General features: G+C 39.6%; 8 protein-coding genes and 1 pseudogene. 5 read left to right on the forward strand and 4 right to left on the reverse strand.

Going from position 1 to position 12,346, the window contains the following annotated elements:
- Positions 1–76 precede the first annotated feature (76 nt).
- Positions 77–760 carry a YoaK family protein gene (locus ABIN22_RS05685; protein WP_346907240.1) on the forward strand — a complete coding sequence of 228 codons (684 nt, stop codon included), beginning with the start codon at positions 77–79 and terminating at the stop codon, positions 758–760.
- A gap of 104 nt (positions 761–864) precedes the next feature.
- Here the strand turns inward: ABIN22_RS05685 and asnB are convergent, their stop codons facing one another.
- From asnB to dpsA, 3 genes are all read right to left on the reverse strand, one after another.
- Complete coding sequence (gene asnB, locus ABIN22_RS05690) at positions 865–2,715, reverse strand: asparagine synthase (glutamine-hydrolyzing) (RefSeq protein WP_346907242.1); 1,851 nt, start codon at positions 2,713–2,715, stop codon at positions 865–867.
- Positions 2,716–2,794: 79 nt separating this feature from the next.
- Positions 2,795–3,373 carry a dipicolinate synthase subunit B gene (locus ABIN22_RS05695; protein WP_346907244.1) on the reverse strand — a complete coding sequence of 193 codons (579 nt, stop codon included), beginning with the start codon at positions 3,371–3,373 and terminating at the stop codon, positions 2,795–2,797.
- Positions 3,374–3,386: 13 nt separating this feature from the next.
- Entirely contained in the window at positions 3,387–4,283 is an 897-nt protein-coding gene (dpsA, locus tag ABIN22_RS05700; RefSeq protein ID WP_346907246.1) for a dipicolinate synthase subunit DpsA, read from the reverse strand.
- Between the two features lie 183 nt (positions 4,284–4,466).
- Between dpsA and guaA the strand changes: the two genes are divergently transcribed.
- Positions 4,467–5,759: a glutamine-hydrolyzing GMP synthase gene (gene guaA / locus ABIN22_RS05705; RefSeq protein ID WP_346907248.1), complete on the forward strand. Its 1,293-nt coding sequence runs from the start codon at positions 4,467–4,469 to the stop codon at positions 5,757–5,759.
- A gap of 418 nt (positions 5,760–6,177) precedes the next feature.
- On the opposite strand, the gene ABIN22_RS05710 is transcribed toward guaA, so the two are convergent.
- Complete coding sequence (locus tag ABIN22_RS05710) at positions 6,178–6,402, reverse strand: hypothetical protein (RefSeq protein WP_346907250.1); 225 nt, start codon at positions 6,400–6,402, stop codon at positions 6,178–6,180.
- Between the two features lie 266 nt (positions 6,403–6,668).
- Here ABIN22_RS05710 and ABIN22_RS05715 point away from each other — a divergent pair.
- From ABIN22_RS05715 to ABIN22_RS05725, 3 genes and pseudogenes are all read left to right on the forward strand, one after another.
- Positions 6,669–6,997: pseudogene (locus tag ABIN22_RS05715) on the forward strand (TnpV protein); the annotation flags it as partial.
- 143 nt (positions 6,998–7,140) lie between these two features.
- Complete coding sequence (locus tag ABIN22_RS05720) at positions 7,141–8,472, forward strand: M48 family metallopeptidase (RefSeq protein ID WP_346907252.1); 1,332 nt, start codon at positions 7,141–7,143, stop codon at positions 8,470–8,472.
- 73 nt (positions 8,473–8,545) lie between these two features.
- A complete protein-coding gene (locus tag ABIN22_RS05725) occupies positions 8,546–12,151 on the forward strand; it encodes a YobI family P-loop NTPase (RefSeq protein ID WP_346907254.1) in 3,606 nt (1,201 codons plus the stop codon).
- Positions 12,152–12,346: the final 195 nt, after the last annotated feature.

Below are 12,346 nucleotides of genomic sequence, written 5' to 3' on the forward strand. Positions count from 1 at the left end.
CGTATAATGGTGGAGGAATAAAATAAACGGAGCAGTTAATTCTTAATATATTTATTACGGGCGGGAGGTATGACAGATGATGAAATGTAAGGCTGGCCGGCAGATGTCGGAATCTATGATGCTTGCGGTATTCCTGACGCTGGCCGGGGGTTTTCAGGATGCGTATTCTTATAATTGCAGGGGGAAGGTCTTTGCGAATGCACAGACCGGGAATATTGTGCTGCTGGGGCAGAATCTGGCACAGGGAAATTACGGGACAGCGCTCCACTACCTGATGCCGCTGGCAGCATTTATCGGCGGGGTATATGTGACAGAATGGGTGCATTATTTATATAAAGAGCATCAGAAAATACACTGGCGGCAGATTGTACTGCTTGTCGAGGTGGTATTGTTGGTCATAGTGGGACTCCTGCCGCATTCGATGGATGTACTGGCAAATGTGCTGATGTCCTTTGCATGCGCCATGCAGGTCAACAGTTTCCGCAAGTTCAGGGGAATTCCGTGTGCGACAACCATGTGCATCGGAAATATGAGGAGTGCGACGGAAATGCTTTGCAGGTACCATATCACGAAGGATAAGGAATTAAGAAGAAAAAGTCTGCATTACTATTTTGTGATTCTGATTTTCGCGGTCGGAGCGGCGGTTGGGGCAGTGATGAGCATTCATATTGGACTGCGTGTCATCTGGATTGCGGCGGCGCTGCTGTTTGTCGGATTTGTACTGATGTTTATCAAAGAAGATATGGGAAAAAGATCTTAAAATGACTGATAACCGGGTTGTTTCAGAATGAATGTGGGCGGAAATGTGAGTGTGTACATTTCCGCCCTGTCTTTCATTAGGAATGGATAATCTGTTTGATCCATCTATATGATCCTGATCTTGTATTTTTCCAGCCAGTAATTTACCTGAAGCATATAGGCCAGCATCTGGGGCCCGGCCATCAGCTGTCCGTACCAGGGTTTCCCGTAGTCGGACGGACTGTTCAAGAATGCGTGGACTTTTTTTGTATCCAGCAGGGTACGGACCGGGGCGTTTGCATCCGCGAGTACTTCTTTCAGCTGATCTCCGAGCAGCTTTTCATATGTGGGATCGTAAGTTTTGGGATAAGGACTCTTCCTGCGCCACAGGATTTCTTTCGGCAGCAGACCCTCACCGGCGTGCCTTAGCAGTCCTTTCACGATTCCGTCCGGGCACTTCATTTCCCACGGGACGCTGAAGATGTATTCCACGATCCGGTGATCAGCCAGGGGGACTCTTGCCTCCAGTCCGTTATACATACTGGTGCGGTCCATCCGGTCCAGCAGGGTCACCATGAACCAGCGCAGATTCAGGTATGCTATTTCCCGACGGCGTTTTTCTTCCGGTGTATCTCCGGCGAGAAGGGGTGTTTCGTGAATCGTCTTTTCATAAGCGGCACGTGCATAATCTTCCATATGCAGTTCATGGATGACGCTTTCATCCAAAAGCGCCTGCCGTGGCTGCATACTCATGGACCACGGAAACGCGTCCGTCCGGAAGGCCTCTTCACTGTGGAACCAGGGATATCCCCCGAAGATTTCGTCTGCACATTCACCTGTCAAGGTTACCTTGTTATATTCCTTTACCTGAGAACAGAAATACAGCATAGAAGATTCTACATCCGCCATGCAGGGCAGGTCTCTGGCATCAACTGCCTTAAAGAGACAGTCCAGCTGATCCTGATTGCTGCACTCAAGAAAACGGTGATTTGTTCCGGCAAACTGGACCATCTGCTCTACAAAAGGGCGGTCCTGACTCGGCTGGAAGGAGTTGGATTTGAAGTATTTGTTATTATCTGTGAAGTCAAAAGAAAAGGTATTCAAGACTTTCCCCTGCTTTTTCAGCTCCTTTGCACAAATTGCAGTAACAAGGCTGCTGTCCACTCCGCCTGAGAGGAATGTGCTGATCGGAATATCAGAGAGCATTTGCTTTTTCACGGCATCTTCCACCAGCCATGCGGTCTTTTCGACTGTTTTTTCAAAAGAGTCCTCATGGGGATGACTCTCAAGTTTCCAGTAAAAGTCTTCTGTACAGGAGGTCCTGTCAAAGGTGATACATTGGCCGGGCAGAACTTCCAGAACATCTTTAAAAACACCTTTCCCGTAAGATTTTGCCGGACCGAGGGCAAAGATTTCACACAGTCCGTCTCTGTCAAGAACCGGCTCTACCCCCGGATAGGCAAACAGCCCCTTTATCTCAGATGAAAATACGAGAGTCTCGCCGGTCATCGTATAAAACAGCGGCTTAATACCGAGCCGGTCCCGGAAGAGAAATAGTTCTTCCGACGCAGAATCCCATAAGGCGATTGCAAAAATTCCGTTTAACTTTTTGATGTAATCCCTGCCATGCAGCATATAGCCTTCCAGAATCACTTCCGTATCGCTTGTCGTCTGGAACTTCACCCCTTCCAGCAGCAATTCTGCTTTCAGTTCATCCATGTTATAAATCTCACCGTTGAAAACAATCGCACACTCCCTGCCCTGCCACGCTTTCACAAGCGGCTGGTGTCCGGTCACCAGATCAATGATTTCCAGACGGACATGTGCAAGGCCACAGATGGGGCTCAAATAAGTACCCTCATCATCAGGTCCCCTTTGTTTCTGCGCATGATTCATACCGCTCAAGATGCCGAGCCACTTCGTTTCTTCTGTCTTATAATCCCTGTAGGGATTAAAAAATCCAGCAATTCCGCACATTTTTTCTTCTCCTTTTTCATACCTTATATTGAATCTGCCCGGAGGGACTGGGTTACGGGATGTGCCCTCCGGGGAATATTTACTGGATGACCGGCTGATACTGCCGTCCTTCTAAAGCAGCCTCAATAGAAGGAATTAGAAGCTCTGTATGCGCGATCATAGAATTCGGCTTTTTCTTCGGATTATCCTGACCAAATGGGATGAAATATATATTTTTGGCATTCATCAAAAGGCCGATATTTTTCATATTCATTCCAAGGGCATCGTTTGTTGAGACGGAAATCAGAAGAGGCTTGTTGTTCCGCAGATGAGCCTTTGCAGCCATCAGCGCGGGAGTATCGGTGATCCCGTTGGCAAGCTTTGCCAGAGTATTTCCGGTGCAGGGGAAGAGAACAAGAATATCCAGCAGGCTTCCGGGGCCAATCGGTTCAGCCTGTGATATAGTCAGCATCGGTTTTACACCCGTGATTTCCTCCGCCTTATCGATGAAGGTTTCCGCCCTTCCGAAACGGCTGTCGATACTTCCTGCTGCATCGGAAAAAATCGTCTGTACGAGGGCACCTTCATCCACCAGTTTCTGTAGTTCTGTAAATGCTTTTTCGTAGGTACAGAAGGAACCTGTGAAGGCTACTCCAATCGTTTTTCCTTTTAAAGACAATTTGCATCACTCCTTATTCATTATTTGAAAGCATTGCAGCTTCGATGACTCTTTTTACCGCTTTGGCCGAAGATGAGGGGGCGTATTTCCCGGGAAGCCCCGGACATAACACTGCGTTTCGTCCCAGATGCCGGGCTTCTGCGTAATCCACTCCGCCGGGAGCAGAGGCAATATCAATGATCGTTACGGAAGACTTCATATTATTTAAAATTTCTGCGGTCACTACTTTTGCCGGAATTGTATTGAATATAAAATCAAATTTCCCCGCACATGCCGCAAATTCTTCCAGACTTCCGGTCCGGTCACTAACCGTTCCCGCAAGTGCTCGTTCCTTCGGCTGGTCGGAACAGGCATATACATAGCAAAACATGCCCCGCAGATAAGAAACAAGCGTACTTCCGCATTTCCCATAACCGAGCACGGCACACTGGCTGCGGTGAAGGTTCTGCGGGCTCCTCTGAATGGCTTCGCAGATGGCACCTTCTGCCGTGGCGATCGTATTATAAACCGCAAGAGATTCATCCTGCATAAGGTCATTTACAGAAACTCCTGCCTTGCGGGCCGCATCCCTAAATTCTCCGGAAATACAGCCGGCAAAAAATGTCTGGCCTTCTCTGAGTAAATCCAGCAGGGAAGAAAGCGTAAGGTCTTTATCCAGAACGTTCTGATTCAGATGGACGCCATTTTTACTGAAAGGAATCGGACAGATAATACAGTCGGAGGAGCTTATTGCTTCTTCAAGAGATGAGGCCGGGGCAACATAAGAAGCGTCTGAGCATCTGCTTTCATCCGGCGCAGCCATCAGGGCATAGTAAATGACGCGGTTCTGATGGTGTGCCAGTTCTTCAGCCAGATATACCTGCCGCATATCTCCGCCAATGACCGCGTAATCGTATTGTGGATACTCCATTGTGAAACTCCTGACAAAATACAATTTTATTTATTATATGCAGAGAATAAAATATGTGATATTTCTATTTCATGGATGGAAAAACACAGAGTGTTCAGTTATAATAGAAGAAGATTCGCAATTGTTCATAGGAATGAACAGATGTGAGGATTATAAATGATCGAACGAAAGAGAGGAAAACAAATGAAACAGGACATGATAGTTATTCTGGACCTGGGGAGTACGAATAACACAGTGCTTGCCCGTGAAATCCGCGATCTTGGCGTATACAGCGAGATTCACCCTCACGATATCACCGTGGAAGAACTGAATGCATTGGATAATGTCAAAGGAATCATTTTAAACGGTGGAGAAAACCGTGTTGTAGACGGACAGGCAGTCGAGGTCAATCCGGCAGTTTATGACTGCGGATATCCGGTCATTTCCGTAGATTATCCGGGATCAATGTGTGAAAAACAATACGCGGAACTGCCGGATACGGATACATTAAAGTCCTTTGTATTCGATGAGTGCAAAGCAGAAGCAAACTGGAACATGAAGAATTTCGTCGAGGACCAGACCGAGCTGATTAAACGTCAGGTCGGAGACCGCAAAGTATTGCTTGCCCTTTCAGGCGGTGTAGATTCATCCGTAGTCGCTGCACTTCTGCTGAAAGCGATCGGCCAGCAGTTGGTGTGCGTTCATGTTAATCATGGCCTGATGCGTAAAAATGAATCAGAAAGTGTTGTAGAGGTATTCAAGAACCAGCTGCACGCAAATCTGATCTATGTAGATGCCACAGAACGTTTTCTCGGCAAACTGGAAAACGTCGCGGATCCGGAAGAAAAACGTAAAATTATCGGCGGAGAATTCATCCGTGTATTCGAGGAAGAGGCACGCAAACTGGACGGGATCGACTTCCTTGGACAGGGGACGATTTACCCCGATATTATTGAAAGCGGAACAAAGACAGCTAAAATGGTGAAGTCTCATCATAATGTAGGCGGTCTGCCGGAAGACCTGCAGTTCGAACTGGTTGAGCCTCTGAAGCAACTATTCAAAGATGAAGTGCGTGCATGCGGAATCGAACTCGGACTGCCGCCACACATGGTATACCGCCAGCCATTTCCAGGGCCGGGATTAGGTGTACGCTGCCTCGGAGCGATCACCAGAGACAGACTGGAAGCTGTCAGAGAATCCGATGCGATTCTGCGAGAAGAATTCGAGAAAGCAGGACTGGATAAAAAAGTATGGCAGTATTTCACAGTAGTGCCGGACTTCAAATCAGTCGGAATGAAAAACCATGAGAGATGCTTCGAATACATGGTCATCCTGAGGGCAATTAATACAGTAGATGCAATGACAGCCACCATCGAAAAGGTAGACTGGGAAGTGTTGGAGAAGATAACCGGAAGGATATTGGCAGAGGTGGAGAATGTCAATAGAGTGTGCTATGATATGTCACCGAAGCCGCCGGCGACGATAGAATTCGAGTAGAGGGTTGAAACCCCGCAAGTCAGTAATTGCAAGGATTGCGGGGGTTTCTTCTGCTCTAAAAGTAAGATTTTAGTAAGACTTTTTGTAACCTGCTTATTTAGCATGTTTACTAATAAGGATTTTACAAATTTTAAATCCGAAAGTTATTTCTTGGATCTAAACTATCTATTTGGAAAGTTTTGAGATGAATTTATCTGAAACATCATTCCATTTATCCAATCTTGAAACACATTTTCTTAGATTATCTATATAATTTGATTCATTAATATTAAAAACTTCAAAAATTATGCGTCGGTATAACAAACTCATTTTTAACGTATATAAAACAGAGTCATTTCCATTAAAATATAGACCCTTTTGTTCTCACTTAATATGCATTATTCTAACCCTGCTATTAACCATTGCTGATAAAAATTGCTCATAATTCCTTTCTGAAAATATCCACACCATATTTCATAATTAACGCATCTAAACAATTTTTAAGAGATGCACCACGAGGACGGGGAGTTAATGAGGAGAAAAAATTAGTATATTTTTTTACAATCTTTATAAGAGGTTCAGCTAGTTCAATTAAAAATGCACACTTAACATCAACGGTTATTCCACTACCACTTAATGAGTAGAGGTATATTTGATGCACCATATCTAATTCTCTGAATAATTGTTCCCATTTACACAATAATTCTGTTGTAAGAATAGAATCAAGGGAAAGCAATTTGTTCACTTTATAGCTACAAAAGTCAGCGGATGAAAAATAAGATAGTCTACTTTTTATAAAATGTTCTTTATAGAATGCAATATATTATCCTCTGATGTGCTAGATTCAGTTAATTGTAGTTCTGTTAAAGGAATAAAAGTACCATCGAACAGCATTAGCAGCCTTTCGATACGTGAAAATACTGTATGTAAGGGGATTATCTTCTCCCCTGTCTTACCTTGCCGGAGGAAGAAGAACAGCGATTTATCGGTGTATGGGGAAAAGGCATTTGCGGTATTTAAAAGAATATCGTAAGGTTGTATATTTGAATCTGCTTACAAGCGGCAGGTTGAATAGTTATCTGGCAGACATAGAAGAACAGGCACAGGAAAGATTTGAAAGGCTTGTATAGCAGATGAAGCAGGCACAGAGTATCACAGAACAGTTAAAGGCAGAGGATACTTCAGAGTGGTTAGAGAAAATGAATAATATACAAACGTGTGTGAGAGAGATTGTGGATAAAGAGATTATATATGCTTAGAAATAAGAGAGCAAGTTCTTAGATAGGGCTCTTAGATAGGGCTTGCTTTTTTCTTTCCCTATAACAATAGATGATGTATAATAGTCTTAATATGAAAAAAATTATGAATGCGTGATTAGTAGAGAACAAAGGAGACAATAAAGATGGCGTTAGATTATAAGCTGTATTTACATGATTCAGATAAGGCTGCAATGGCAGCGTTGAAAGCGATACCAGGATTTTCACAGGTGATGAAAGCATTTATGAAAATTTGGAGTGAGCAGCAATTTAGGCTTATCAACATGTCGACAAATTTGCATTTGAATGATAATCAGATGGCGAAGTATTATAATATGTTACCACCGATTTGTGAAAAGTTAGGGATTGATATTCCAGAGCTTTTTGTAGAATTGGATGTGAATCCTAATGCGTATACATATGGAGATACAAAACCATTTATTGTAATTACTTCCGGATTGTTTGAGACATTGCCTGACGAATTAATTCCGACAGTATTGGCACATGAGTGCGGGCATATAGCATGCCATCATACATTATATACTACTATGGGACGCGCTATTTTGAATGGAGCATCATCATTTGTCTCTGGATTAGGGAATATAGCGATGTATCCTATTCAGCTGGCCTTTGCGTATTGGATGAGATGTAGTGAATTCTCAGCTGATAGGGCAGCCATTATTTGTGATGGAACAGCTGAAAAAAATACAGAAGTAATGATGCGTTTTGCTGGATATGATAAAGACATTATGGCAGAAGCAAATAGTGAAGCTTTTATGGAACAGGCATTTGAGTATAAAAGTTTGGTAACTGATAATGCATGGAATAAAACTTTAGAGTTTATTCTTTTCCAAAACTATGATCATCCGCTAAATGCAGTCCGAGCATATGAAGGAAAAGAATGGGAGCAGAGTGAACGGTATCAGAATATTCTTGAATATGTAAATTCCAAATCATCTGAGGCTGAGAAAAATCTCCCAGTTGAAGTGGTCATGAAGAAAATGCTTGGAAAGAATGTCGCCGATATTAAAGCGAAACTTTTAACTATGGGATTTGTGAATATTGAAACTGTGAGAAATACAGAAGCTGTAAAAGTTAAGGAAGGAAATGTGATTTCTATTATGGTAAATGGCTTTACTGAAGATGGCTGGTATAAACGTAGTTCGGAAGTAGTAATTGAATATTTTGAGGCTAAGACAGAGGAAGAAATTGCGTTGGAACATCCGGAAGAAATTAAGATTGGTGAGAGTCAGAAACATTTCTTGGGAAGAAATTATGAAGAAGTGAAAGAAGAATTAGAAGGCTTAGGATTTACAAATTTTGTGATTAAAGAGATGGCAATGTCTAAAATTGGATGGGGAGAAAAAGAGGAATGTGTAGCGAAAATAGTTATCGATGATAAAGCGCAATTTGCTAAAGATACTTGGTTTGCAGAAGAGGCGGAAGTAATGATTTATTATTATGTTCGATTGCGGTAAAATTTTATGAATTTTGAAGCAGAAAGATACTGGGAAATAAAATTTATTGAAACGAAGAAAGGATGTGATAAATGTGGCAGAAAGAACACTTCATTTTGAACGATTAACACCGATTGACAATATGGATTTGCACGTTTATGAAGAAGCGATAGATTATGCGTTTGATAATTCTGATATAAAGAATGTCGCAATTTCAGGCGCATACAGTGCAGGTAAAAGCAGCGTTTTAGCTTCATATAAGAAAAAACATAGTGATTTGCACTTTCTGCATATTTCTCTCGCACACTTCAAATCTCCAGAGCAAGAAGATGAGGCGGAAGTAAAGGAATCTGTATTAGAAGGCAAGATTCTTAATCAACTAATACATCAAATTCCGTCAGAAAAGATACCGCAGACCAATTTTAGAGTAAAGAAAAAAGTGGGTGCGAAAAGTGTTATAAAGCTAACAATTGAAGTAGTTTTGTTTTTTATTGTAGCTATTTATTTTGCTTGTTTTGATATATGGAAAAGCTATGTAAATACTCTGCCTAACAATTGGTTCAAATCTATATTAACACTATCCACATATCAATATGCTTTGATGGTAGACGGAATTTTAATGGTAACATTGCTTTTATTTATCGTATATGGGTTAATACGTGTGCAAAAGAACAAAAATGTTTTTCGTAAACTGAACTTGCAAGGCAATGAAATTGAAATTTTTGAGGAAAGCGAGGATTCTTATTTTGATAAATATCTCAATGAAGTTTTGTATTTATTTGAGAATGCAGATGCGGATGTAATTGTATTTGAGGATATGGATCGCTTTAATGCAAACAAAATTTTCGAGCGACTTCGCGAAGTAAATACGCTTGCAAATATTCAACTTCAGAAAGAAGACAAAAAGGTTCTTCGTTTTTTTTACTTGTTGCGTGATGATATTTTTGTTTCCAAAGATAGGACAAAGTTTTTTGACTATATTGTTCCTGTTGTGCCTGTTGTGGATAGCTCCAATTCCTACGATCAGTTTATTTCTCATTTCAAAAAAGGAGGGATATTTGAGAAGTTTGACGAAAACTTTCTGCAAGGATTATCTTTATACATTGATGATATGCGTCTTTTGAAAAACATCTACAATGAATTTGTAGTTTATTTTAACAGGCTGAATATTACAGAACTTGATTGTAATAAGATGCTTGCCATTATCGCATATAAGAACCTATTTCCACGTGATTTTGCAGATTTGCAGCTTAATCAAGGATTTGTATATATTCTTTTTGATAGCAAAGATTCATTCATTACAGAAGAAGTAGAAAAACTTGATAAGCAAATCTCTGAAAAGGTTAATGAAATTGATATGGCGAAAAATGAGCATCTTTATACCATTAAAGAATTAGATGTAGCATATGAAGATAAAAGATCTATGCTATATGGATATAAGCAGGATTTAAGTGATACAGATAAGGTTAATTATGCAAAACGCAAACAGGCTATAGAGAACCGATTAAACAATAGTATTCTTAAATTAGAAAATGAAAAATTGTTTCTCGAACAAGAACGGATTATAATACAAAATAGGCAACTTTGTGAAATTATAACGAGAGATAATATCGATTCCATATTTAGTATTACAAATACAAATGAGATTGGAACAGTAACCTATTTTAACGAGATAAAAAGCAGCGAATATTTTGATCTCTTAAAATATCTTATTCGCAATGGATATATTGACGAAACCTATGCCGACTATATGACTTATTTTTACGAGAATAGCCTAAGCCGTGTTGATAAAACTTTCCTACGAAGTATAACCGATAAAAGAGCCAAAGAATATACTTATAAATTGAAAGATCCACAGTTAGTGGTTTCACACCTTAGATTAGTGGATTTCGACCAAGAGGAAACTTTAAATTTTGACCTATTCACATATTTGCTCCAGACTTTTCATATCGACTATACAGAAAGATTGATTAACCAACTAAAAGACACAAAGAATTTTAAATTTATAGGTGCTTATTTTGATACAACAGTTGAATTGTCAGCCTTTATTAAATACTTAAATATGAGATGGTCAGAAGTATTTTCAACAGCCCTTAGCGAACGGTTACTGACCGAAAATCAAATACGCAGATATTCGATTTTTTCTCTTTATTATTCTGACGACGATATTATTGAATTAGTCAATAAAGAAAACTGCTTATGTGACTATATTTCCAATGCGCGTGGCTACCTTGCAATAGATAATCCTAACATTGATAGACTGATTCATTGTTTCATGCTACTTGGAGTGTGTTTCATAGGTTTTGATTATGCAGAACTAAATAAAGATTTGTTTCATGCTGTCTATGAAAAATCTTTGTACGAAATCAATGCAGAAAACCTGCAACTCATTCAAAGAGAAATCTTAGAAGAAAAGAATGAAGATGATTTCTTTCACAAGAATTACACGCTATTATATTTGCACCCTGATTCCGCAATAACTCAATATGTCAATCAGAATATCAGTGAGTATTTTGATGTTATTTTACAGATAAGCGGAGGAACTATTCTTGATGACGAAAAGGTAGCAGTTATTGTATTAAATAACACTGATCTCACTACTGAGCATAAACAATCATATATTTCTGCTCTGCGGACAACCATTACTTCTATAAAAGAGATTGAGGATAGTTCCTTATGGGCATCATTGCTGGATGCCGATATAGTACAGTATTCAGAGTGTAATATTATGGATTGCTTTAATACTGTGAAGCTCAATAAAAGTGTCATTTCTTATATCAACAGATGTGATGTTGATTTGGATTTTTCAAAAACTGAATATGATGAAGATATCAAAGAAAAACTATTTGATAGCGTGATTATATGCAATGATATCAACAACTCAAAGTACAAGCAAATATTGGTGTCATTGAAGTTTATTTATGATAATTTTGATATCGCAGAGATTTCTGATGATAAGATCACTATCCTAATTGACACAGACATTATTAGAATGACAGTTGGCAACCTAAAATTTATGCGTGAAAATTATCTAAACTCGAAAGGTTATTTCATTCGCAAGAACATAGAAAAGTATATTGGTATAATGGGCGCTGCTCTGTTTTCGCGGAAAGAATTGTTAGAGATACTTACTTGGGACATTAGTGATAAACTAAAAACCAAATTGCTTGAATTTTCTGATGACGAAATTTCGGTAATCGGAAAGAATTATTCTTCTGTGGTATGCCTGCATATTCTTAATAATAATTTTTCGGTATCTGATTTACCGGATTTGTTTTCATCATTTGAGCAATGGGATGACTCTATCCAAGCAAAAATATTTGATTATGCAGTGAAAAATATAGAAAGTATCATGGATAACCCAATCTCTGTTTCTGAGAAATTAAAAAATAATCTGCTCCATTCAGATAAGGTGAGTCGAGATAAAAAGATTGATTTCTTAATAGCAATAATGCCCGAGTTATGTCGGGATAGTATAAAAGAGATTCTCACCCTGCTTAACTTAACGGACTATCTCAAAATATTTGATACTCGCAGTAGACCCAAGTTTGAAATCAATGATGAAAATGAAAAACTACTTACTGCTTTCAAAGAAAACAATTTGATTGATTCTTATCAAGAAAATTCTGAAAAGGAGGGCTATTACAAAATTATCAGATTTAAATCGGCAACGAAGACCTTGCCTCAAGAATTATTGTAATTCGTGATTTGCTCAAGAACGGAGAAAAGAAAGTGTAGCTACAAAAAGATGATATTTTCTCAAGATGTAGTGAACAAAGTATGTTTTGAGAAATTGATTTTCTAAGCAAAACCGCTTATAATTTGAGACGGAACATATTACTATTATCCACAGTTACGGAGCGTGTGTTATCAATTCCGATAACAGAATGATAAC

Source organism: Faecalicatena orotica, assembly GCF_905197545.1.
GTDB lineage: Bacteria > Bacillota > Clostridia > Lachnospirales > Lachnospiraceae > Faecalicatena_A > Faecalicatena_A orotica.